The 23,950-nt window shown below is 47.0% G+C and carries 26 protein-coding genes; 10 read left to right on the top strand and 16 right to left on the bottom strand.

The features are described 5' to 3' along the window. The first annotated feature begins 9 nt into the window (after positions 1 to 9). Positions 10 to 279, top strand: coding sequence for a flagellar biosynthesis protein FliQ (gene fliQ / locus BM334_RS06355; protein ID WP_055439886.1), 270 nt, complete (start codon positions 10 to 12; stop codon positions 277 to 279). Positions 280 to 290: 11 nt separating this feature from the next. Continuing rightward, positions 291 to 1,070 (top strand): flagellar biosynthetic protein FliR, encoded by a 780-nt coding sequence (fliR, locus tag BM334_RS06350; protein WP_092839607.1) that lies wholly within the window; start codon positions 291 to 293, stop codon positions 1,068 to 1,070. Positions 1,071 to 1,172: 102 nt separating this feature from the next. Here the strand turns inward: fliR and flgL are convergent, their stop codons facing one another. Genes flgL through flgB form a run of 11 tightly spaced genes read right to left on the bottom strand, consistent with a single transcriptional unit; the run spans position 1,173 to position 10,446 of the window. Further along, positions 1,173 to 2,369 (bottom strand): flagellar hook-associated protein FlgL, encoded by a 1,197-nt coding sequence (gene flgL / locus BM334_RS06345; protein WP_092839604.1) that lies wholly within the window; start codon positions 2,367 to 2,369, stop codon positions 1,173 to 1,175. 23 nt (positions 2,370 to 2,392) lie between these two features. Then, on the bottom strand, positions 2,393 to 3,997 hold the full coding sequence (gene flgK, locus BM334_RS06340) for a flagellar hook-associated protein FlgK (RefSeq protein ID WP_092839601.1): 1,605 nt from the start codon (positions 3,995 to 3,997) through the stop codon (positions 2,393 to 2,395). A gap of 52 nt (positions 3,998 to 4,049) precedes the next feature. Further along, positions 4,050 to 4,364, bottom strand: coding sequence for a rod-binding protein (locus BM334_RS06335; protein WP_092839598.1), 315 nt, complete (start codon positions 4,362 to 4,364; stop codon positions 4,050 to 4,052). Continuing rightward, positions 4,364 to 5,458 (bottom strand): flagellar basal body P-ring protein FlgI, encoded by a 1,095-nt coding sequence (locus BM334_RS06330; RefSeq protein WP_177215044.1) that lies wholly within the window; start codon positions 5,456 to 5,458, stop codon positions 4,364 to 4,366. The genes BM334_RS06335 and BM334_RS06330 overlap by 1 nt, the downstream gene beginning before the upstream one ends. A gap of 14 nt (positions 5,459 to 5,472) precedes the next feature. Further along, the gene (locus BM334_RS06325) at positions 5,473 to 6,135 is read right to left on the bottom strand and encodes a flagellar basal body L-ring protein FlgH (protein ID WP_092839595.1); all 663 of its coding nucleotides are present in this window, start codon (positions 6,133 to 6,135) and stop codon (positions 5,473 to 5,475) included. 32 nt (positions 6,136 to 6,167) lie between these two features. Continuing rightward, entirely contained in the window at positions 6,168 to 6,950 is a 783-nt protein-coding gene (gene flgG, locus BM334_RS06320) for a flagellar basal-body rod protein FlgG (protein ID WP_055439893.1), read from the bottom strand. Between the two features lie 22 nt (positions 6,951 to 6,972). After that, positions 6,973 to 7,716 carry a flagellar basal body rod protein FlgF gene (locus tag BM334_RS06315; RefSeq protein ID WP_092839592.1) on the bottom strand — a complete coding sequence of 248 codons (744 nt, stop codon included), beginning with the start codon at positions 7,714 to 7,716 and terminating at the stop codon, positions 6,973 to 6,975. 24 nt (positions 7,717 to 7,740) lie between these two features. Next, positions 7,741 to 8,925 carry a flagellar hook protein FlgE gene (flgE, locus tag BM334_RS06310; protein ID WP_092839589.1) on the bottom strand — a complete coding sequence of 395 codons (1,185 nt, stop codon included), beginning with the start codon at positions 8,923 to 8,925 and terminating at the stop codon, positions 7,741 to 7,743. An 11-nt stretch (positions 8,926 to 8,936) separates the two neighbouring features. After that, on the bottom strand, positions 8,937 to 9,614 hold the full coding sequence (flgD, locus tag BM334_RS06305; RefSeq protein WP_092839585.1) for a flagellar hook assembly protein FlgD: 678 nt from the start codon (positions 9,612 to 9,614) through the stop codon (positions 8,937 to 8,939). 10 nt (positions 9,615 to 9,624) lie between these two features. Continuing rightward, the gene (gene flgC / locus BM334_RS06300; RefSeq protein WP_055439897.1) at positions 9,625 to 10,029 is read right to left on the bottom strand and encodes a flagellar basal body rod protein FlgC; all 405 of its coding nucleotides are present in this window, start codon (positions 10,027 to 10,029) and stop codon (positions 9,625 to 9,627) included. A gap of 12 nt (positions 10,030 to 10,041) precedes the next feature. After that, entirely contained in the window at positions 10,042 to 10,446 is a 405-nt protein-coding gene (gene flgB, locus BM334_RS06295; protein WP_055439898.1) for a flagellar basal body rod protein FlgB, read from the bottom strand. A 151-nt stretch (positions 10,447 to 10,597) separates the two neighbouring features. On the opposite strand from flgB, the gene flgA reads away from it, so the two are divergent. The 3 genes from flgA (at position 10,598) to BM334_RS06280 (ending at position 12,221) form a co-directional block, all read left to right on the top strand. Next, a complete protein-coding gene (flgA, locus tag BM334_RS06290) occupies positions 10,598 to 11,395 on the top strand; it encodes a flagellar basal body P-ring formation chaperone FlgA (RefSeq protein ID WP_092839582.1) in 798 nt (265 codons plus the stop codon). 88 nt (positions 11,396 to 11,483) lie between these two features. After that, a complete protein-coding gene (gene flgM / locus BM334_RS06285) occupies positions 11,484 to 11,756 on the top strand; it encodes a flagellar biosynthesis anti-sigma factor FlgM (protein ID WP_092839579.1) in 273 nt (90 codons plus the stop codon). A gap of 6 nt (positions 11,757 to 11,762) precedes the next feature. Beyond that, positions 11,763 to 12,221, top strand: a complete 459-nt coding sequence (locus tag BM334_RS06280; RefSeq protein ID WP_092839576.1) for a flagella synthesis protein FlgN — start codon at positions 11,763 to 11,765, stop codon at positions 12,219 to 12,221. On the opposite strand, the gene BM334_RS06275 is transcribed toward BM334_RS06280, so the two are convergent. From BM334_RS06275 to BM334_RS06255, 5 genes are read right to left on the bottom strand one after another with little or no spacing between them, the layout of a single operon-like run. Continuing rightward, a complete protein-coding gene (locus BM334_RS06275; RefSeq protein ID WP_092839572.1) occupies positions 12,222 to 13,031 on the bottom strand; it encodes a S1/P1 nuclease in 810 nt (269 codons plus the stop codon). It abuts the gene before it with no gap. Then, complete coding sequence (locus tag BM334_RS06270; RefSeq protein WP_092839569.1) at positions 13,028 to 14,110, bottom strand: PQQ-dependent sugar dehydrogenase; 1,083 nt, start codon at positions 14,108 to 14,110, stop codon at positions 13,028 to 13,030. The genes BM334_RS06275 and BM334_RS06270 overlap by 4 nt, the downstream gene beginning before the upstream one ends. Continuing rightward, positions 14,107 to 14,568, bottom strand: a complete 462-nt coding sequence (locus BM334_RS06265; RefSeq protein WP_092839566.1) for a hypothetical protein — start codon at positions 14,566 to 14,568, stop codon at positions 14,107 to 14,109. The genes BM334_RS06270 and BM334_RS06265 overlap by 4 nt, the downstream gene beginning before the upstream one ends. A gap of 56 nt (positions 14,569 to 14,624) precedes the next feature. Next, complete coding sequence (locus BM334_RS06260; RefSeq protein ID WP_092839562.1) at positions 14,625 to 15,113, bottom strand: DUF6702 family protein; 489 nt, start codon at positions 15,111 to 15,113, stop codon at positions 14,625 to 14,627. Then, on the bottom strand, positions 15,113 to 17,566 hold the full coding sequence (locus BM334_RS06255) for a M1 family metallopeptidase (RefSeq protein ID WP_092839559.1): 2,454 nt from the start codon (positions 17,564 to 17,566) through the stop codon (positions 15,113 to 15,115). Before BM334_RS06255 ends, BM334_RS06260 begins: the two co-directional genes overlap by 1 nt. Positions 17,567 to 17,738: 172 nt before the next feature. On the opposite strand from BM334_RS06255, the gene BM334_RS06250 reads away from it, so the two are divergent. The 5 genes from BM334_RS06250 to rsmG all read left to right on the top strand — a co-directional run bounded on the left by BM334_RS06250 (position 17,739) and on the right by rsmG (position 23,950). Next, positions 17,739 to 19,139 (top strand): sensor domain-containing diguanylate cyclase, encoded by a 1,401-nt coding sequence (locus BM334_RS06250; protein WP_177215042.1) that lies wholly within the window; start codon positions 17,739 to 17,741, stop codon positions 19,137 to 19,139. A gap of 9 nt (positions 19,140 to 19,148) precedes the next feature. After that, positions 19,149 to 20,552: a sensor domain-containing diguanylate cyclase gene (locus BM334_RS06245; RefSeq protein WP_092839554.1), complete on the top strand. Its 1,404-nt coding sequence runs from the start codon at positions 19,149 to 19,151 to the stop codon at positions 20,550 to 20,552. Between the two features lie 34 nt (positions 20,553 to 20,586). Next, the gene (locus BM334_RS06240) at positions 20,587 to 21,036 is read left to right on the top strand and encodes a flavodoxin domain-containing protein (protein ID WP_092839551.1); all 450 of its coding nucleotides are present in this window, start codon (positions 20,587 to 20,589) and stop codon (positions 21,034 to 21,036) included. A 388-nt stretch (positions 21,037 to 21,424) separates the two neighbouring features. Then, on the top strand, positions 21,425 to 23,326 hold the full coding sequence (gene mnmG, locus BM334_RS06235; protein WP_092839548.1) for a tRNA uridine-5-carboxymethylaminomethyl(34) synthesis enzyme MnmG: 1,902 nt from the start codon (positions 21,425 to 21,427) through the stop codon (positions 23,324 to 23,326). Positions 23,327 to 23,329: 3 nt separating this feature from the next. Continuing rightward, positions 23,330 to 23,950: a 16S rRNA (guanine(527)-N(7))-methyltransferase RsmG gene (gene rsmG / locus BM334_RS06230; protein ID WP_092839545.1), complete on the top strand. Its 621-nt coding sequence runs from the start codon at positions 23,330 to 23,332 to the stop codon at positions 23,948 to 23,950.

Below are 23,950 nucleotides of genomic sequence, written 5' to 3'. Positions count from 1 at the left end.
GGGCCGCCAATGACTCCTGAAACGGTCATGACTATTGCTTACCAAGCCATGCTGCTATGCGTTTATTTGGCCGGCCCACTGTTATTAACAGCGTTGCTGCTTGGTCTATTGATCAGCTTGTTTCAAGCTGCCACCCAAATTAACGAAATGACCCTTAGCTTTATTCCCAAAATTTTGGGCGTGCTTGCAGTACTGGTGTTAATCGGCCCTTATTTGCTGCAACTTATTATTGATTTCACCACGCGGTTATTCACCAATATTCCGTCCATGATTCAATAACGGAGCCGCGCATGATCACGGTCACTTTTGCGCAACTTCAAGAATGGATCAGCCTATTTTTATGGCCGTTCTGCCGCTTTACCGGCTTGTTACTTATTGCACCGGTATTTAGCCATTCAAGCATTCCTAATCGCGTCAAACTCGGCCTAGCGCTCATATTTAGCATCATTATTGGCCCTCTGCTGCCACCACTTCCTGACATTCCACTGTTTTCATGGGCTAGTTTCGGCATCATTGTCGAGCAAATTATTATTGGCGTTGCCATTGGCTTGGTGGTGCAGGTGGTTTTTGCTGCCGTACAGGCCGCTGGTGAGTATATCGGCTTACAAATGGGCCTAGCCTTTGCTACCTTCTTTTCGCCCGACAGCGGCGCAAACACCATGATTTTATCGCGTGTGTTTTACACCTTTGCTATCTTGATGTTTCTTGCCATTGATGGGCATTTGATCATGCTAGAAATTCTCGCCCGTTCGTTCGAGTTTCTACCCATTGGTACCTTAGGCTTAAATGCCGGCGCATTCGAACAAGTAGCACGCTTTGGGATGGTGGTGTTCAGCTCTGGAATATTACTGGCGTTGCCAGTATTTGGTGCGCTGCTTATCGTCAACTTAACCTTGGGAATTTTGAATCGCTCGGCTCCGCAGTTAACGGTATTCTCGGTAGGCTTTCCCATGTCATTAACGCTTGGCTTGGTATTGATGACGGTATTAATGACGGAGCTTGGTGGTTATTTACAGCGTCTATTTAGGCTCGGCCTAAATATGGTGGAACAAGTACTTCTCGCAATGTGAGAACTAGAGCGATAGCAGCTATTAGATATCGGATATCCGCGCCGATGCTCCAAGCGCCATCTCTGATATCTGATATCTGTTAGCTAATATCTTCTGTTGCTCTTAGAGGAAGTTGAAAAGGCTCATGTCTTTCATGCCGACAAAAGCTTTTTGTGCTGCCTGCAAACCAACCATACGCACACTATACTGTGAAGCTGCTTCCACATAGTCCAAATCAACCAAATCTGACAATGCCTGCTCGTATGCCAAGGTACGATTACCGCCAATGGTGTCTAGCGCATCTAACTCATTAAGTCGGGCACCAACTTCCGCACGGGTGGTTAAGACGTTGTCCATACCGTTATCTAATTCACGCATAACCGTGCGCAAAGTGTTCGAACGTTGCGCCTTTTCGGCATCTGTGGTTGCTGGATTATCAAGTACCGCTAAGGCTTTTTCAAAAGTACGGAAAATATCCATGTTGTTATCTTGGCCGCGGGCGACACGCAATGTATCACCGTCTGCCGGAGCACCTTCTAGCTCTATTTCAATACCGCCTAATGCGACGTTAGTCGGGCTACTGTAATCCGCCCACGCTCCGCCGTTCACGCGATACTGCATTTGGCCCGCGTTATCGGCAAACTCAATATCATAGGCTTGACCAAAGTCAGGGTGGTTTGAGTCGACAATATTGATGCCATCAAACTGTAAGGTGCCTTCGTTGTTCAAGCCGGCATCGGCTAAATAACCTGCGCTGCTGTGCACCGAGCGGAAAATTTTGTCACCTGAATGGCCTACAGCCATGCGGCGCTCGCCGTCAACCTGCTGCTCGCGTACTTCTGGGCTGCCGACATAGCTAACATCACCAGCCCCGTCTCGCACAAAAGGCGCTGTATCGTCTTGGTAACCGCCAAATAAATAACGACCATTACCGTCGCGGGTATTTCCTAAGCCTATTAACGACTCGTACAGGCCACGCAACTCGCTCGATACTGACGCCCGATCAGCGTCCGACAAGGTATCGCTTGACGCTTGTACCATCAAAGTCTTTGCACGTGAATAAACGTCGTTAACGGTGTTAAGAACACTTTCTTCTTGTGACAAAGAGTTGCGCACGCCAACGCGAGCGTCATTGAATTGATTCGACACCGACTTTGATTGCGAAATATTAATCGCTTGCGTCATTGCTTGTGGGTCATCAGAAATATTCACGATGCGTTTACCACTGGCAATTTGCTGACCAATCTTCATGAACTCTGTTTGCTGCCGGTTCATCGACGACACGTTTTGGTTGTACATGGTGAGTGTGCTAATTCGCATAATCTATACTCCGCGGTGTCTGGTTAGCGCAATTGCAAAATAGTATCGAGAATGGTCGAACCGGTTTCGATAACCTTGGCATTGGCTTGGTAATATTGTTGATAACGAATCAGGTTTGCGGCTTCTTCATCAAGATTTACGCCCGACTCTGACTGCTGCAATGCTGTTAGCTGTTCTGTTAAACCTTGCTGCGCCGCCAAGTTAGCCTGTACCACGTTAATTTGGTTGCCTAAAGTACTCACCATGGTGCCGTAGGCTTGGTTGAAAGTACCTTTGCCTTCAACTAATAACTGGTTTTGTAAATCCAGCATGGCTAAGCCGTTACGGTTATCGCCGCTTGCGTTAGACTGTGCAGCAGCTAACTGAGCACCTTCGGTAAGTAACAATTCAAAGCTTTGAGTTTGATTCACTAAAGGGCGCACACGGAAGCTGTCACCTTGATCGACTGTACCAGTCATAGCTACTTCAACACCGTTGAATGCCAACGTACCCGTAGCGCCATCAAAAGTCGCATCAACCAATTTACCATTATCAACACGGCGAACTTCGTAGCCAGTGTCGGTAAGCTTAATATCGTAATCGGTCGCCAACAACGCGTTAGCGTCTGTAATCTGTACACCCGCGACACCAGTTCCAGTATTGCGTGAATGACTATAGGCAACCGGCTCTCCCGTGCCGAACATGGCTTGCCCAGGATCTTGGTTTAGGTCGACACCCGCTTGATGTTGCTGATTAAACGAATCGGCAAATACTCGCACCATTTGGCCAAGCTGGTTACGCATGGTATCTAGGCTTTTTGAACGAAACTCCATAAGCCCGCTTAAGCTACCACGATTGAACGTCGACTCTTTGAGCTGAACTTGGTTGCCCGACACGTCATTGTAAAATATCGCGGTGCGAGTCGGGTCATTGTTATCAGCACGCGCATCAAGCTGATAAGACGTATCGCCAGAAACTAATGGCGACCCGTTATTCAACGAAATAGTATAAGAGCCCGATTTTTGCTCATGCACCCGCACATCAATGCGTTGCGACAGGTCGTGCACGAGTTTATCGCGCTGGTTTAATAAGCTATTTGGAGCATCCCCTGCACCCGAACGGGCTAACAAAATCTCTTTGTTTAACTGGCTAATTTGCCCAGTTAATGAGTTGATAGAGTCCACCTCAAACTTCATTTCAGCGTTTACGCTACGCTCAATATCTTCAAGGTAGTTATCAAATGACTTAAATTGGCTAACTAAGGTGCTCGCGGTACCCAGCACACCGGCTCGGGCGGCAGGGTCGGCTGGGCTACTATTCATTTGCCCAAGCGCATTAAAGAATTCTTGCATAACAGGCGCTAAACCTGAACGCTCATCTGAAAGCAAGTTATCAATTTGGCGCACTTGGCTGTGGTAGGTTTCTAGCGAAGCAAGCGAACCGCTCGCAGCATTTAAGCGGGTAGCGACAAACTGGTTAAATTGGCGCTCAACACCATTAACTAACACGCCATAAGAACGGTTTTCTCCGAGCTGCACAAGCTCACGGTTGTAGCCTGGCGTATTCACGTTACTAATATTGCCACTGGTGGCATAAAGCCCCGTTTGCGCCGCGCGTAAACCACTTAAGCCAATTGAAAAGATACTCATGCCTGCTCCCTAATGCTGTTACCTTTGTTTATCGGCATCAGCACGTATAACTTTATGGTTTTTTACCTTGTTCCAGCTGCAATTGCTGTAATAGCTGCTCGGCCAAACCAATACCTTTACCGGCAACTTCAGTTGCCATTTGTTGATCAAACATATCGGTATAGGTACGCATCGCTGAACTATTGAATAACTCTGATTCGCCGCCAGCTTGACGCATTGACTTCATCATTTGTGAAATAAACAATGCCTCAAATTGTCGCGCAGCTTCAGCCGCAGCCTCTTGTGGGCGCTGCTGACTTTGGGTTTTCAATTTGTCTAATTGCTGGGCATCTACAGCTAACCCGACCGACGCAACTGAGTTAGCCATTAAATAATCTCCAATTCAGCACGCAATGCACCCGAGGTATGCAGCGCCTGTAAAATTGCCATTAAGTCACTTGGCGTTGCACCCAAACTATTGAGCGCCTGTACAACTTGCATCAACTCAACGCCCTCAACCATTTGTAAGGAGCCCTGCTCTTGTTCAATGGCAATATTGCTAGTTTCGCCAACCACTGTTTCACCACCGCTTAGTGCTGGCGGCTGACTAACATAAGGTTGACGGGTAATCGTTACCGACAAGTTGCCATGCGCAACAGCCGCTTGACGCAGGGTTACTGGACCACTTAAAACCACCGACCCGGTGCGTGAATTCAATACAACACGAGGGCTTGCTGACCCTGGACGCACATCAACATTTTCAACCCGCGCCATAAACTGCACGCGGTTTGCTGCATCTGAAGGGCCATCAAGTTGAATGGTGCCGCCGTCCAGTGCCATAGCAACCGCATAACCAAATTCTTGATTTATGCGTTCAACCATACGTAAGGCTGTGGTGAAATCTGCTTCTTTGAGGTTCAGCTGCATTTTGCCGTAGGTAATGTCGTGCGCAACACTGCGTTCTACCGTAGCACCGCCAGTAATACGGCCACCCGCCTGTTGGTTAATCACCGCTGACGAGCCTTGTGACTCTGCGCTAGCACCGTTGATCAATAAGTTACCTTGGGCAAGGGCGTAAACTTGGCCGTCGGCACCTTTTAGTGGCGTCATTAACAGGGTACCGCCGCGCAAGCTGCGGGCATTACCAATGGAAGACACCACCACGTCGAGTTCTTGACCAGGCCGAGCAAAAGCCGGCAAGGTTGCAGTAACCATTACCGCGGCTACGTTACGCAACTGCATATTAGTACCCGGCGGAATAGTGACACCTAGTTGCGCCAACATGTTTGTCATGCTCTGACCGGTAAACGGCGCCTGCATGGTCTGGTCACCGCTGCCGTCAAGGCCAACCACCAAGCCATAACCAACAAGGCTGTTGTTACGCACACCAGCAAAGTCTGCAAGCTCTTTAATCCGCTCTGCTTGCGCACTAGAAAAGCCAACAATAACTACAGTTATAAGCATTATAAGCTGTCGTAACATGATAAAACCTCTACTTAAAACGGCGCGATGTAATTAAAGAAACGCTGCAACCAACCCTGTTTCTGCGCATCGTTAATATAACCATCGCCAATGTACTCAAGGCGCGCCTCGGCCACAGCGGTTGACAACACGCTGTTTTGGCCACTAATACTGCGCGGATTCACGACCCCAGAAAAGCGAATATATTCAGTGCCTTGATTAATTGCGATTTGCTTCTCACCGCGCACGCGCAAATTTCCGTTCGGTAGCACTTGCATAACTTGCACGGTAATTACGCCAGAAAACTGATTCGACGCGCTGCTGCCGCCTGAGCCGGCGAAATCATTCGCACTTCCAACGCTAAAGCCATATTCGGCCAGTTGTTCAAGCGCATCTGGCAAGCCTTCCAAATCCACACCAATATTGCTTGCACGCGACGACTGTGAAGAGGCGTTCTTGGTCGCGCTAACTTGCTCTTCAAGCACAATGGTAATAATGTCGCCAGTGCGGCGTGGCCGCTGATCTTCAAACAGTGGGATATAGCCATTTTGCGCCTGATAAATAGAACCATTAGGCACTCCATACGCGTTCTCCGGTATAACCACCGGCTCGTATGGTTCCACCACTACAGGCTCTGGCGGCGAGCTGCTACATCCTGCTAAAAACACCGCCATTGTTATTATCAAAACCGCACGCATATGCTATCTGCCTTTATTCGCCTAATCGCTTGTTATAACTGACTCAACCGCGCCAGCATTTCGTCGCTGCTTGAAATAGCTCGGCTATTAATTTCATAAGCACGCTGGGTTTGAATCATGTTGACCATTTCTTCCACCACGTTCACGTTCGAGGCTTCAACAAAGCCTTGGAATAGCGTGCCGGCTCCGTTCATACCGGGTAACGATTCGGTTGGTGCACCCGAAGCTTGGGTTTCCACAAATAAATTACCACCGCGCGCCTCTAAGCCCGCGTCATTCATAAACATAGCCAAAGTAATCTGCCCAACCTGAACGTTTTGGGTGTTACCGGGTTGGGTGACGGTGACAATACCGTCTTGGCCAATGGTCACGCTCATGGCATTGGCCGGAAGAAAAATAGCCGGCTCTAGTGGAAAGCCATTGGCGGTGACCATTTGGCCGTCTTCATTCACTTGAAAGCTACCGTCACGGGTATACGCCAACGAGCCATCTGGCATGAGCACTTGAAAGTAGCCTTTACCGCTAATAGCTAGATCACGTGAGTTCTCAGTGTTATTCATGCTGCCTTGAGTATGCAACCGCTCTGTGGCTACGGTACGCACACCCGTGCCCACTTGCAGGCCTGAAGGCAAACTGTCTTGGGCATTGTTCATGGCGCCCGGTTGGCGCATGTTTTGATACAGCAAATCTTCAAATACTGCGCGAGAGCGTTTGAAACCTGCGGTATTCACGTTGGCCAAGTTGTTGGTGATGACATCAAGCTGCTGTTGTTGCGCGGTCAAACCGGTTTTGGCAGTCCATAACGATTTAATCATAATTTTTCTCCAGTAAACCTATCTAGCCCTTCACCGACAGCAGGCTATTTGCTTGTTGAGCCGTTTCATCAGCGGTTGAAATTACGCTCATGTTCAAATCATAACGACGCTGCGTGTCAATCATGGCCACCATGGCTTCAATGGTGTTCACATTACTGCCCTCTAATGCGCCTGACACCAATTGCGCCGTTTCATCACGCTGCAATGGAGCGCCAACAGGAGTACGAAACCAACCATCGTCGCTGCGCTGCAATTGGTTCGGCTGATCGACACGTACCAGCTTGAGACGATCAAGCGGCACCAATTCGTTGGCATCGCCGCCTAAACCTATACCGCTTACGGTACCGTCATTACCAATAGTTACCTGAGTACCTAGCGGCAACAATATCGGCCCGCCATCGCCAAGCACCGGCATGCCATTGACCATTAATTGGCCATCGGCATCTATCTGCAAATCGCCACGCTTGGTGTAGGCTTCACCTTCTGGCGTTTGTACGGCAAGCCAGTTGGCTTGATCGAAGGCCACATCTAAGTCACGTTCGGTGGTTTGAATAGCCCCCGCCGAAGTATCGAACAAACCAGTGGTTGTCACTGCGGCTACGCGCGTATCCAAAACGCCAGGGCCATTAACAGGTACAGCGCGGGCCGCCGCAAGCTGCGCCCGAAAACCAGTGGTTGATGCGTTACTCAAGTTATGGGTCACCACCGACTGTTCGTCGAGTGTTTGCCGTGCCCCATTCATTGCCGTGTATAAAATGGCATCCATGATTAAGCCTCGTTACCTTAGGTATTATTTCAACTGCATGGTGGTTTGCAGAGCTTCGTCTTGCGACTTAATACTCTGTGCATTGGCTTGATAATTGCGCTGCGCAATAATCATGGCCACCAGCTCTTGGGTTAGGTCAACGTTTGATGCTTCAACAGCGCCCGCCATAATTGAGCCGAATTGGCCTTCACCAGGTACTGACAAAATTGGTACACCTGAGCGTTGCGACTCAACCCAGGCGTTATTACCCACCGACTTCAAGCCCTCAAGACTTTGGAAGTTGGCCAGCGCAATGGTACCAAGAACAACTTGTTGCTCATTTGAGTAGGTACCAATAATGCTGCCATCTTCTGCCACGGCTACCTGCATTAAGGTGCCTGACATATAACCGTTTTGTTCCATTGAGGTTAATTCAAACTCATTCGCGAACTGAGTCGTACCGGTAACGTCCAAAGCAATCGACATATCCGCAGCGCCTTCACCAGGCACAAAAGTAAAGCCATCCATACCAGTGGTACCGGTTAGCAAACCATTGGTATCAAAATCTAGTTGACCAACTTCTGGCGCCAACTCGTTACCGCGTGACATGCGCACTTCCCACTGGTTGTCGCCCGTTTTGGTGAAGTACATCATGCTAGGTTGTGGGTTACCTAAAGAGTCGAACAAGGTGACCGAGTTCGCATAGGAATACGAATCTGGGTCGGCTTGGTCAAACGGCACAGCTGCGCGGTCAACAATTGCTGTGCTGGTATCTAAGTTAAATACGCCGCTAAGCTCGCTTGACGCATTCGCTGGAACACCACCTGGCGGCACACGCAATACTTCTGGCTGACCACCAAACTCAACACCTTGCGGGTAGCCGGTTAGCTGTGCGCCTTGCGCGTTCACAATAAAACCTTGTTTATCAATAGTTAACTGGCCATTGCGCGAGTATTCAATTTGGCCTTGGTTTTCAAACCGAAAGAAACCTTTACCGCTAATGGCTAAGTCCATATTGCGGTTCGTGGTTTCTATGTTGCCGTCACTGAAGTCCTGAAATACGCCAGCTACGCGTACACCTAAACCCACTTGCGCATTGGCATAAATATCTGAGAACTGTGCGCGAGCACTTTTAAAACCAACCACCTGAGAGTTAGCAACGTTGTTACTAATTACGTCTAAGTTAGTGGCTGCTGCGCGTAAACCTGATAATGCTTGTGAAAAACCCATGGTCGAGCTCCTTAAATAATTTGCCGAATGTCTTCAAGACGAACGGGTTCTAAAATACCACCCAAGTCGAGTCGCGGACCGCTGTCTGTCATACTCACCGCGATAACCTGTGCATAGTTAAAACGTTCTGAGGTAACCGGTTGGTCACCATTAGTCGCCTCAACAGTAAACTTGTAAGCGCCAGCAGGGGCTGCTGTGCCGTCATCCATTTTGCCGTCCCAAGAGAACGACTGTGGGCCCGAGCCCACTTCGCCTAAGTCCATACGGCGAACCAGCATGCCGCTGGCGTTATAAATATTAATTTTCACACTTTCGGCAGGGGCATTGAGTTCAATGCCAAATGGCGTGGCATCGCCTTCACCTTCGTTGCCCACCAAAATACGGTCGCCAGGTACCAGTACAGCACGGCCAATTAACGCCGAGGCTTGCATGGTTTTTGCCGCCTCCATTTGGCCATTAATGGTTTGCATGGTGTCGTTTAATGACTCAATACCGCTAACCGTATTAATTTGCGCCAGTTGCGAAGTCATTTCGTTGTTTTCCATTGGGTTCAATGGGTCTTGGTTGCGCAACTGCGTCACCAATAACGTCATAAAGTTATCGCGCATTTCTTGGCTATTCGAAGCCACCTGCGCGTTATTGGCGCTTTGGTTCACGCGATTTAATACGCTTGCATCAATGGTACTCATTGGTTACTCCTTAGCCCTTGCCAATAGTCAGTGTTCGCATCAGTAAGTCTTTACTGGTGTTCATCACTTCGACGTTGGCTTGATAAGACCGCGAGGCAGAAATCATGTTGACCATTTCAGCAACCGGATCGACATTCGGCATGGTCACATAGCCTTGTTCATCCGCCAGCGGATGACCTGGTTGGTACTCGCGCCGAGCTGGTGCTTCTGACTCAACCACTTCTTTTACTTGCACGCCGCCAACACCATTGGCTTGCAATTGTTGTTCAAAAATCACTTGTTTGGCTTTGTACGGCTGGCCATCGGGGCCAGCCACACTATTGGCGTTCGCCATATTGCTGGCCGCCACATTCATGCGTTGCGACTGCGCCGTTAACGCCGAACCTGAAATATCTAAAATTGAAAAAATTGCCATATTTCAGCCCCTTTATTGTTCTGGTTGCATGGCTTTCTTGAGGCCACTAATGCGATCATCTAAAAATTGGATGTCTGCTTGGTAGCGCAGTGAGTTATCTAAAAACTGCGCGCGTTCCATATCCATATCCACAGTGTTACCATCAAGCCGATTTTGCGCAGGCACTCGATACTTCATGTCAACTGCAGTATTTGAGGCCGATAACTGCATGTGCCCGGCATGGGTTGTGGCTAGCTTTACCGGCCCCGACTGCTGTGCAGTAGCGCGTTTAAGCTCTTGCGAAAAATCAAAATCTCGCGCTTTATAGTTCGGCGTATCGGCATTCGCGATATTGCCCGCTAGCGTTTCTTGACGCTGTTGGCGCAGCGCTAAAGTCTGTTGTTGAAACTGCAACGCACTGGTTAATTTGTCGATCATGGTGCAGACCCTCCTGTTCACGTTGCAGAGTACTTCGGCTTGTGTAAATACAAAGCAAAGAATAAGCGCCTTTTTTACCCCCAATTCTGGCAATACCTCATTGCGAAACTGTCTATAATTCGAGCTGTCATTTATTTTTATTGGTATTGCCATGAGCGTTGTCTCTCATTTTGTCTCGACTTTATTTCCTTGGCGCTCATTGCAGCTACGCCAAGGAAGTTCGGCGTGGCAACGCTTCACCCTGGTGCTGTTAATGGTTGGTTTTATTTGGGCAAGCCCGGCACAAGGCGCTAACGACAATCAAGCAATTGAACAGAGCAATTGGTATCGGGCACTGGCCCAACTGGTACAAGAGCATTTACCGACAACAACCACGAGCTACAACTTTGAACTATTAACACCAACAGAAACGCTAGCGCCGCTACAGCAATGCCAAAAAGTCCATGCGCGCTTCACGCGCGCGCCGCAGCGTTTAGCAGGGCGAACCATGGTCACATTAAGTTGCAGTACAAACGTGCGTGAAAATCCTCGCTTTGCCCAAATTGATATTGCGGTGACAGGAAATTATTTGGTGGTCACGCGAGACTTAGCCGCAAAGCACACGCTGACGCGTAACGACATTACTATTGAGCAAGGTGATTTAGGCCGCTTGCCGCGTTATGCTTTGCTCGCCACGCCAGCAGCTATGCAAGAAGTCATCGGCCAACAATTGCGCCGCGCGCTAAGCCAGCACAGCGTTTTGCAAGAAAACTTATTAACCAAGCCGCAAGTGGTTGGTTTCGGCGATGAGTTAGTCATTGAAGCCAGTGGGCAGGGGTTTCAAATTACCCGAACAGCCGAGGCCATGGATACTGGGGCAATTGGTGATATAATTCGCGTTCGATTAAATAATAAACAGCTGATGCGCGTTAAAATAATTGCACCGGGCCGAGCTGAACCCGCGCAATAACTGTTAAAAATGTGCAAATAGACTTAAAGAATTTGCTGCTAGTGCCGATAAATAATCTAGCAACGCCAATAATAGCGAGGGATTTCCCGTGAAAATCAATGGTTATCAACCACCTAATACTGTTACTCAGTCTGAGTCTAGCCGCTCTCAAGCCGCCCAAAAAACTGAGAAAGCCAGTGCTGGTGAAGCCAAGCAAGCGGAAGTTGTAACGCATTTAAGCCAACTACCGCAAGACGCTAGCCAAGACATTAATATGGCCCGTGTTGAAGAGCTACGCGAAGCAATTCGTGATGGCAAATTGAACATGAACACTGACAATATTGCCGAAGCTTTATTGAAAAGTTTAACGGACGGTCTGTAAGCGCTTATGAGTTTACGCCAGCATTTAACCGCACAAGTTGAACGTTTAGATCAACTCAACGCCCTGCTTGAACAAGAGCAGAAGCTACTTGGCGACGGTAAAATAGATGGCGAACAGCTCAAGCAACTAGCAGAGCAAAAACAATCGCTGCAGCAAGCGATTGAAAGCAATGAAAGTAAACGCCGAGCGGCCCAACAAAAGCTCGGTTTTAGTCATGATTCAGCCGGCGCGCGCAAAGCAGCTGAGCAAGCCGACTGTGCCGATGTCTGGCAGCAATTACTAGAGCGTACCCAGCGTATTGCCCAATTGAATAGTTTAAACGGCGAGCTTATTCAACATCGTCTGCACCATAACCAACAAATGCTGAATATTCTGCGCGATGCCGCAGGTACCGGTGGCGCAGCTATTTATGGCGCTGACGGTAGCCAAGAAACCACTCCACAGCGCCTCAATTCTAAAGCTTAATTAGTTATTCGTTCTCGCATATAGCCCATCAAGAATTGCGGCCAACCGCTGCGCACCTTGTTGCATGCGTTGTTCCAAAACAGGCCCCCACTGCGCGGTATAATCGTCAGCTATTTCTTGGCCTTCACGGTAGTTTGAATAAATTCGCCGGGTAATGGCTGCTGACTCATTGGCCCACGCCAAGGTTTGCTCTGGGTTCACCGAAAGCGGCGCTAGTGGCTCAAGCTCTTTGGTTAGCTCCTGTGCTTTTGCGCTACTTTGCTCGCCACCACGCTTCGCAAACATGTCGGTGTCCCACAACCTATGCAAGTTGGTCGGCTGCTCAAAATAGGTCAGTTTCGCTCGGTTGCCACCTAAGTCATCGGCAAAACTCACGTGCATCGGTTGGTGTAAGTCACCCATAAAATGCACTAAAAACGCCAGTGCCACCCAGTCGTTTAGGTCATGCTTCAACACGTCGTAATGATGTTGAATGGCACTCAAAATACAGCCTTTGTCACTGCAGTTTTCAGTGCGAACATTGGCTTCCGAACGCGGGAAATTCACATAATGATGTGGCTTTGCCCAGTCCCATTGGTCGTTGCTTTTAATATGATCGGCCCAACTACAGATACTACCAAAGTCTTCGTAGTCAGGGTGTTCAGCCACCATCTTGTCGAGCCGCGCTCGTGTTGCTGGCTTCACCAATGTGTAAGCTATTTCGCAAAACGCATGATGCCCAATGCCGCCGTATGCCTGAGCACTGGGCGTTGCAAGCGTAGCCATAAATGCCATTGCTAAGGTAAACGTTAGAGACTGAATAAATTTCATGGTAATTCCACTTTAATTAATTGGCCTTCGGCGCTGTCGGTAAGCACATAAACTTCATTGTCTGGGCTGGTATACACAGCCCGTATACGCTGGCCTAATTCGCTTAAGTATTCATCGGTTAACGTCCAGCTGTCGTGACTATAACGAAACCGTTGTAGGCGCCGTCCAACCAAGTGCGACACCAATAAATCACCGTTGTACAACGCTAAACCAGCAGGTGCTAGCGATGGTGTCCACGTATACAGCGGCGCTTTCACGCCCGGTAACTGGTTAAAAGGGGAAACTTTCGCACCCGTGTAATCAATGCCGTAGGTTGCAATAGGCCAGCCATAGTTACCGCCGGCGACAATTTTGTTCAGTTCATCGCCACCTTTAGGCCCGTGTTCGTGCTGCCATATGGCGTCACGCTGTTCATCATAGATCAAACCTTGCACGTTTCTATGACCATAACTAAAAATTTGCGAAGCTTGGCTGTGCTTGTAGGGGTTATCATCTGGGGTGCTGCCATCGCGATGAATGCGGACTATTTTGCCAAGGTGGTTATCTAATTGCTGCGCCTGTTCGCGGTGTACAAAGCCATCACCTAAGGCGATCAGCAATGTGTCGTCGGCAAGCCAAGCCATGCGCGCACCAAAATGCGCTGCACCAGCCTTTTTCGGTAACGCGGTGAAAATATTCTGGGTGTTAATTACGCTGTAGGGTGCTTGCGCCGACAAGTTGCCTTTAACCACGCAGGTGTTATTAGCCGCCTCGCTACCGCAGGCATAACTTAAGACCAATTCACGCGTGCTCGCAAAATCCGGCGCCAAGAGCACTTCAAATAAACCCGCCTGCGCGGTTGCGTAGAGATCTGGAAGACTAAGTTCTATCGGCTGCTTGCTGCCGTTCGGTGCAACATAAATAAGCTGCCCGCCGCGCAGCGTCACCACGAAACCGCCTTCAGGTAAGGCCGCCATTGACCACGGAAACGCTAACTTTTCAGCAATAACTGTGGTTTTGGTGGAGGCCATTGCACCCTGCAAAATACCCACCAAAAACACCAAACTAACCGCGATTATTATACCTAATGGTCTGCTCATTTCGGTAGCTCCTCGTTCAGCTCTCGCGCTTGTGGGTGCCACAACCTGTCGAAAATCCAGCCGGCAAAAGCGCCCGTTGCACTCATTAAAACAAACCCTAAGGTCGTGCGGTTCGCTGCAATTAACGTAGGCATTGGGGCAAGAGAATCAATAATGAGAAAAGCCGTCGCTAAGCCGAAGCCGCCACCAACAATAAACCACCACCGCTCCAACCGAACGAAACGTTTGGCAAGTAGCCAAGCAATAACAAAAGCGATGATCAAGGTAGGCACTAACATTGCCGCAAAAACTGGGCCGAAGTGCAGCAGATCATGAACAATCGTGTTCATGCGGGTTGGCATATCAACACTCACCGACAGCGCGGTAAGCTCCGCCAAGTTAAATTGTGTCTGCATAACGCTACCAACCAAAGCAGCGCCAACAACCGCAATTATAAAAGCTAATAAAACACGTAGCATGGCAACCTCCGTTATCGGCGCCGGTAACGTTTTTATTTTCTACCTAAATGGAAGGTCTAAAAGTAAACGTCAAGCCAGTTATCTGCAGCTTTAAATGTCACACTTTGCAGCGGACCATTGCCTTCAACATTAACTAAATTTTGCTGACTCTGCCATACGTCTTGCAGTGCCTTATGGCGTATTTTCAAACCCTTTAAATTCGCTACCACTGGTGTTTCTTGATACACCCAGAAATTATTGCCGTCTATTTCATAACCGACATGACTGAGTGGCAAGGTTTGATTGTCTAACGTCGCCAAGCTAAACCGCTGTTGCACATAGTCGCTAAATTGCTCACGGGTTCGCTCCAGCTGATGAATATCGGCTTCTTTATCAAAAAGCTGCTTAACCGCATGCTCTGCGTCATGCAAAAAGAACCGGTGTAAAACTTCTATGTTCCCGGTACGCTCATTGAACAATATAGTGGTGCTGGCTGTTTTGAGCTGGTGAGCGCTGGCCGCGCTCACCCCAATTAGCAACATTAATGCGAGCCACAACGTACGCATTAATTTTGTTCCTCTTCATTGTTGTCTTCGGTTTCAGAAGACTTCAGTTTGGTTTTCGCGTCTTGCATTAAGTCACGTGAAATATGATCGGTTGACCGGTTATATTTAAACGCTTCAATGCGCGACGGCATAATACGGCGCGGATAGTAGTTGTTTTCAATATCAACATCTGCCGTTTCCCAGTTCGGGTCTACCGCAAATTCCACCACTTCTTTGTCCGTTACAATAAGCTTACTAACCGATTGCGCGTTGCGACGCCAAATTTCAGCCGGAATATTTAAGCTTTCAGTGGTGCCATCTGAGTACGTCGCCTGCAATAAAATAGGCATGACCAACCCACCGATGTTTTTGAAATCAAGCACGTAATAGTTTTTATCTTCCGCTACCGCGCGCTCAAATACACGACGCTCCCACGGCTCTAGTTTTTCCAAGAAACTTTGGTAAGCATTGCGCTGCTTATTGGTTACCGTGAACCGATCATTGTCATCATGGAAATCACGCACGCCTGGGTTTAATTCAACCCAGGTTTTACGACCTTCTGCTTGGTTTCTTTGCACAAACAGTGGCGTCGGCTTATCCGCCTCTTCTTGACGACGACGTTCCCAGTCGATGTCGGGATCTTGTGTGTCTAAACGCAACTTGTACACCCGATCTAAACTAATATCGACGTGGTCTGTTGAATAAAACCAACCACGCCAGAACCAATCTAGATCAACCCCTGAAGCTTCTTCCATAGTGCGGAAGAAATCAGCTGGGGTTGGGCGTTTGAATGCCCAACGTTGTGCGTATTCTTTAAACGCGTAGTCAAATAATTCACGGCCTAAAATTACTTCCCGCAAAATATTCAATGCCGCAGCAGGCTTGGTGTACGCATTGGGGCCTAAATTTAATACGCTATCTGACTGCGTCATAATAGGTACTTGGTTGGTTGACTTCATATAGTCAACAATAGAACGCGGTTCTACACCCCATGGTATGGTTGGGTCCCATTCACGGCCAGCAACACCATCTAAAAAGCTATTTAAACCTTCATCCATCCAAGTCCATTGGCGTTCATCTGAATTCACAATCATTGGGAAATAAATATGGCCAATTTCATGAATCACCACGCCAATTAAAAAGCGTTTTTCTGACAACGAATAGGTGCGGCTGCCGTCATCTTGCAAAATAGTACGTGGCCCATTGAAAGTGATCATTGGATATTCCATACCGCCCACAGGCCCATTCACAGACTGTGAAGTTGGATATGGATAATCAAATGAGAAACGTGAGTACACTTCCATGGTATGAATCACCGAAGCCGTTGAATACTTCTCCCAAAGTTCACCGCCCTCTTTAGGGTAAAAACTCATCGCCATAACCAATGGCTGCACGTCACCGCCTTGCTGATAGCCTTGGGCGTCCCAAATAAACTTGCGTGAGCTTGCCCAAGCAAAATCGCGAACGTTTTCTGCACTAAATTTCCAAACTTTACGTTTGTCGGTACCCGCTTTTTCGTTCTCAAGCGCTTCTTCAGGTGTGACTATAAATACTGGTTTATCTGCCTTTTCCGCTTGCTCAAGACGCTCGCGCTGCGCGTTGCTCAGCACTTGACGTGGATTTTGTAAGACACCGGTTGACGACACAATGTGATCAGCAGGTACGTCAATTTCAACCGTAAAGTCACCAAATTCCTGAGTAAATTCACCGCGGCCTAAAAATTCCTTGTTGGTCCAAGCTTCATAATCGGTGAATGCGGCGACGCGCGGATACCATTGCGCCATTAAAAAGATATCGTTACCACCTTCGCGCGCATCGTCAGGAAAATGCTCATAACCTGAACGCGCGCCGACAGCATCTTCTTCAACAATATTAAAGCCGAAGTCGATGGCAAGCTCAGTTTTTTGATTTGGCTTTAAAGGCGTTGGCAGGTCAACGCGCATGTTGGTACCAACAATCACAAAATCTAAAGCACGACCACGTGCATCGGCAATTTTATCAATGCTAAAACCCAATTCGTTGTCTGCCATAAACTGCTGGCGGCGTAATTGATTCAATGAAATCTTTGCTGGCTTATCAATACCACCCAAACTCATATCTGGCTTACTGTTAAACGTTGACGTTCGTTCAGCCATCGAGTCATTGCGGAAAATGTTTTGATCGAGCTGAATCCAAATATATTTCAACGTATACGGCGAATTATTGTGGTACTGAATAGTCTCTTGGGCATCAATACGACGTTTTTCTTCATCTAATCGAACTTTAATGGTGTAGTTTGCTTGCTGCTGCCAGTAATTTTCACCTGGTTCTCCGGCTGCATTGCGGTACACGTTAGGGGTTGGCAACACTTCATCAAGTTGACGAAATTTATCAACAAAATTCCCTTTTGTTTGCGAAACAACCGACGCTTGCGCTACTTGTATATTGCTAGCCAAAACCAGCCCAGCAATTAACCACACCTTTGATTTGTTCATGTTTAATTCTCTGTTAATTCTCTAATTACTTAGATGATTAGATAAAAAATATTCCGCGTACTGTAGCAAGAATACACTTTGTGCTCCATTGCACTGGGCGTGAAAATTAACCATTTGTCGTGTTTTGAATTCTGGCTTAAAGTTAGGATACCAACTGAAAAGGATGATTAAGTTGATAGCGAGACGCGCACTACTTCCGTTTGCATTATTATTTGCACTATGGATTATTACGTGGCACTTGTCTGGGCTGATGGAATATCAAGCTCACGCTAGCTTGTGGTTTATTCCTGCAGGGCTTTCGTTTGCAGCCTTTATTATGTTTCGTTGGCTGGCTGCCCTTCCCATTTTTATTGCTGCATTAATAACGACTTTCGGGCTGAATTTCTCTTCCAATGAACCCCTTGAACTTGTCGACGCGATAACAAAAGCGGCTCCTTTTTCGTTGGTGCATGTGGTGGTTTATGGCATCGGCGGTATAGCTTGTCGGTTTTTTATCGGTCACTTTAACCACCTGCAAATCGTGCAAAAAACTCTGACGTTTTTGCTCTGTGCTTTTATCACCACCTTAGTGGCAACATTTCTAAGTATTGCCACACTCAATGCTACTGAAATGCTAATTGAAAGTGCTAATTCAGCAATATGGCTGCCTTGGTGGATAGGTGATCTCGCCGGTGTTTATATTCTAACACCTGTTTTTCTCCTACTTTTTGCAAGAATTTGGCCTGATGCTAAACGTGACAGCCGTCTTTTTGCATTTCGCTATGACAAATCACCGAAACGTGCATGGTCGCCATTTATTTTCAAACTCGGTGTTTTATTAAGTTTGACGACTATCCACTTAATGCTCGATGTTTGGTTGGAAAACCCCGAATTTGCTTACTTCATTTTCTTTTTGTGTATTCCACAAATGTGGATTGTGTTCACCGAAAGTATTCCTCGCCAATGTGTTGGTTTAAGCGTATTAGCTATTTTTATTACCCTGTCGTTTCAAATTTTAGACATGAACTCCAGCGCCATTACCTACCAATTCGCGCTTTGTGTCATTAGTGCCAATGCTTATTTCGGTATGGCCGTACCTAGTTTAATTACCACCAACAATTATTTATTAAAGCGCAGCAATACCGACGGCTTAACTCAAATAGCCAATCGTCAACACTTTGCTGAGCAAGCAAAACGACTACTAAGTGACCAACGAAATTATCCGATTTCACTGGTATTGTTCGACCTTGATAAATTTAAAGCCATAAATGACACATTCGGCCATGCAGCTGGCGACCAAGCGCTTGTAACCACAGCAAAAATAGTGCAACAATCGTTACGAGAAAATGACTTATTTGCGCGTTATGGTGGCGATGAGTTTATTCTGCTTTTAGCGAAAGAAAATTTGCAAGGCGCAACCAATATAGTTGAACGAATAAAGCTTGAATTAGCTCAAGCCAACAACCATGATCGCCCATTCGTTATACAAGGTAGTTTTGGCGTAGTAGAAATAGCGCCAGAAGAAAGCTTAAAACTCGCAATAGAACGTGCAGACAAACAGTTACTAAAACAAAAGACGTACTCACGTACTTAAGGATGGCGTTTGAAAATCAGCACCTTTGTTTTCGTTTTTGCGCTTTGGGTGAGCTCTTTTTATGCTTCAAACCTAATGGCTTACGCTGAGTTTATCAGCCTCTGGTATATGCCTGCCGGCGTTTCATTTGCTGCGTTTTTAGTGCTGGGTAAACGCGGTTTCTTTCCCGTGTTTTTCGGTATTTGGTTTGTTTCTTTTCATTTTCAAACACAATTTGAAAATGGATTTGACCCAACTCATCTTGCAACGTCGTTATTATTCTCTCTTGTACATACCTTGTCATATGGCGCCGGCGGATTAACCGCGCGCTTTTGGCTGAGCCATTATGTACAAAAACCAATGCCGCTAAAAATTATTGGTTTACTGGTCATTTTTATAGTTTCAGCGTTGTTCGCGACATTTTCCGGATTACTGGTGTGGGCCTATGCCACCGATGACTATCAAAACATTATTGCTGACGGTTGGTTCGCTTGGTGGCTAGGCGATCTGATTGGTGTCATTGTGGTGACGCCAATATTGACGATTATTCTACCTAAGCTAACCGGTCAAAAATTATCGTGGATAGAAATATTCTTCGAACACGATAAACGTTTAAGCCCAAATTATGCTTCGTTTATTGTAAAGCTTAGCCTCGCTATCGTGATTATCATTTCAATTATGCTGCTTGACCATGCAATAGATCACCCTGGTGTGGCTTACTTCATTTTCTTTTTAGCTATTCCGCAATTGTGGATTGTATTTACTGAACGTACGTCTCGCGCCTCAATAAGCTTATTAGTCATAACGTCTGTGATTGCCTTTGGTGTTGGTTTATTTAACGTGACCGACCAAGCTATTACGTACCAGTTCGCGTTATTTGTTATGGCCTTTATGGCTTATTTTGCAATTACGGTGCCCGCTTTAGCCCAGCAAAACAATGCGCTCAAAGAACTCGCCATGCTTGATTTGCTCACGCAATTACCTACGCGCTGGCTAACCAAAACCTTAGTAGAACAAGTAATCAAATCATCAAAACCCAATCAAAATCACAGCTTAGCGCTATTTGACATTGACCGCTTTGCGCTCATTAATAATGAGTATGGCGAAGACGTCGGTGACAAAGTATTACAACAGCTGTCCGCTATTTTAAAAACCGAGTTACGTGACAGTGAAATTCTATCTCGCTATCGCGGCGACCGCTTTATTGTCTTTATGCCAAACTTAGATCTTTCCCAGGCCCAACAACGCGCCGAAGAAATTCGTCGCAAAATGCCTGTACTGCGTATTGACGAATTAGTTTTACCAATTCGTGGCAGCTTTGGCGTGGTGCAAGTACAATTCGGTGAAAGCTTTGATGAAACAATTCAACGCGCACAACAAGCAACTAGCGAAGCAAAACAAAAAGGTCGCAATAAAGTTGTCGTTGCCGTTTAATGCTCTCGCATTCAATTAAGTAGGAACAAACCCCATGGCTGCTATCGACATTCTTGTCGCAACCACATCTGGAAATACCGAATACTTAGCTGATCAACTCGCCAACCAACTTCAGCAAGCCGGTCACAGCACCAACATGCATTATGAACCTGATTATTCAAATCTTATTGAAGCTCTAAATCCTAACTCTGTGTGGCTATGCTGCGTTGCAAGCCACGGTGCAGGTGACTATGCCGATAGTATGCTCGACTTTGCTGAGGAGTTACATCAACACAAACCCAGCTTAACTAGGCTCAAATATGGCGTTATCGCCGTTGGTGACAGCTGCTATGACACCTACTGTGCAGCAGGGCGTGATTGCGATGCAATGCTCGCGATATTAGGTGCAAAACGCCTGATCACACACCTTGAAATAGATATGTCACAAGATGATCCGGATGAAAAATCATCAACATGGCTTGAAACTTTCATCAAATCTTTGTGAATAATCCTATGTATAAGATCAAACGAACCCTGTACATACCCACTGCATAACTCTGTGAATAACTTACCCTGTGTATAAGTAGCCTAGTTATCCACTGGTTGATCACCGAAAGGATCATGATCTGATCACATGTTAGCGGATCGTTTTGATCCTTACCCGATATGGCTTAGCTTCGGTTATCCACAAAATTCCCAAAGCTAATAGTAAGAGTAATAAAAAAGATCAAAAAAAAGATCTTAATTTATTTACTTAGATCCTTAAGCAGTTGACTTAAAAACAACCCGTAAACCACGACTAAAATTTAACCGTTTTGATCTGAGCCAATTCAGGTTAAAATATCCGGCTACGTTTTATTAAAGACATCACTGACGTTCTAGGATCGCACTGTATGCCAAATACCAATACTTACCACCAGCATTATGACGTTATTGTCATTGGTGGTGGACATGCCGGCACTGAAGCTGCATTAGCATCAGCTCGCATGGGCTGTAACACCTTGTTGCTTACGCACAACATTGACACACTGGGGCAAATGTCTTGCAACCCAGCTATAGGTGGTATTGGTAAAGGCCATTTAGTGAAGGAAATTGATGCGCTTGGTGGTGCTATGGCCATTGCGGCGGACAAAGCCGGTATTCAATTTCGTACATTGAATTCTTCGAAAGGCCCTGCGGTTCGAGCAACTCGCGCTCAAGCTGATCGCGCTTTGTACAAAGCAGCTATTCGCCATATGCTCGAAAACCAACCAAATTTGAGTTTGTTCCAGCAAGCATGTGACGATCTGATCGTTGAAAACGATCGCGTGGTTGGTGTTGTAACTCAAATGGGTTTGAAGTTTTCAGCCAAAACAGTGGTATTAACCGTTGGTACGTTTTTAGGTGGTCAAATTCATATTGGCTTAAATAATTATCAGGGTGGCCGCGCAGGTGATCCGCCAGCCAACAATTTAGCGCGCCGTTTACGCGAGTTGCCATTACGTGTTGATCGCTTAAAAACTGGTACGCCACCGCGTATTGACGCCAAAACGATCGACTTTAGCGTCATGCAAGAACAGCCTGGCGATACCCCAACACCGGTATTTTCGTTTATGGGCTCGCAAGCAGATCATCCGCAGCAAATTTCATGCTGGATAACGCATACCAACGAACGTACCCATCAAATTATTCACGGTGGGCTTGATCGATCGCCCATGTATTCTGGCGTAATTGAAGGCGTTGGCCCACGCTACTGTCCTTCCATTGAAGACAAAGTTATGCGCTTTAGCGATAAAAACTCGCATCAGATATTTGTCGAACCAGAAGGCTTAACCACGAACGAAGTTTACCCAAATGGTATTTCGACAAGTTTGCCATTTGACGTTCAAGTGGAGTTAGTACGCTCTATTCGAGGTTTTGAAAATGCGCATATAACGCGCCCTGGTTATGCCATTGAATATGACTTTTTTGATCCGCGCGATCTCAAACAAACCTTAGAAACTAAATATATTCAGGGGTTGTTTTTTGCTGGCCAAATTAACGGTACCACCGGTTATGAAGAAGCCGGTGCGCAAGGCTTGGTGGCCGGTACCAATGCTGCCTTACAAGTACAAGACAAAGACGGTTGGGCGCCTCGGCGCGATCAGTCGTACATGGGCGTACTCATTGACGACTTAAGTACCTTAGGCACCAAAGAACCGTATCGCATGTTTACTTCACGTGCTGAATACCGCTTGCTATTACGCGAAGACAACGCGGACATACGCATGACTGCGCAAGGCCGCCAATTAGGATTGGTCGATGATATGCGCTGGGCGGCGTTTGAACACAAACTCGAATCGATTGAGCAAGAGCAACAACGGTTGCGCGGTACTTGGATCCATAAAGATCACCCCGCCGTGGAACAAGTTAATGCATTGGTTAAAACGCCAATTACACGCGAAGTAAACGCTGAAGAATTATTGCGTCGACCAGAAATTACCTACAGCGAGTTAATGAAAATTAACGCGATAGGCCCTGGTTTAACCGACGAGAAAGCTGCTGAACAAGTTGAAATTCAAACGAAATATGCGGGTTATATTGCGCGCCAACAAGACGAAATCGCCAAGCAGCAACGTCATGAAAATACCAAATTACCGCTCAATTTCGATTACGGCACTATCAAGGGGCTGTCGAACGAAGTGGTGGCGAAGTTAAATCAACACCAACCTGAAACGGTGGGCAAAGCATCACGCATTTCAGGTATTACACCAGCGGCGATTTCTATGTTGCTCGTGCATTTGAAAAAACAGGGCCTATTGCGGAAAAGCGCGTAAACCATGCTGACAAAATTACAAAAATTATTAGCGCAAACCGCGCTGAATATTAACGAGCATCAACAACAGCAGCTAGTCACCTTGGTTCAGCAGTTGGACAAATGGAACAAAGCCTATAATCTAACTTCTGTGCGTGACCCACAGCAGATGCTTAGTCGCCATATTTTAGATAGTTTGGTGGTATTACCCCACTTGCAGGGGCAACGCTTCATAGACGTTGGCACCGGCCCAGGTTTACCAGGTTTGCCACTGGCTATTGCCTCCCCTGACCAAGAATTTGTGTTGTTAGACAGCTTAGGCAAACGCATTCGGTTTATTCGCCAGGTGTGTCATCAGTTGGGCCTTAAGAATGTAACGGCTGTGCAAAGCCGCGTAGAAGACTATCAACCTGACCTAAAATTTGATGGGGTGATAAGTAGAGCCTTTGCCTCGCTTAGTGATATGCTGAATTGGTGCGGGCATTTACCGAATGATCAGGGCAAATTTTATGCCTTGAAAGGCGTCTACCCAGAAGCAGAAATAGCTGATATTCCAGTAAAATATCAGGTTGAACAGATTATTCGATTACAGGTTCCCGAAGCCGATGGCGAACGCCATTTGGCCATAATTACAACGAGAGGTTAG

Source organism: Pseudidiomarina donghaiensis (genome assembly GCF_900116895.1).
GTDB lineage: Bacteria > Pseudomonadota > Gammaproteobacteria > Enterobacterales > Alteromonadaceae > Pseudidiomarina > Pseudidiomarina donghaiensis.
Note: the sequence above shows the minus strand (reverse complement) of the source record. Positions and strands in the feature narration are given on the sequence as shown.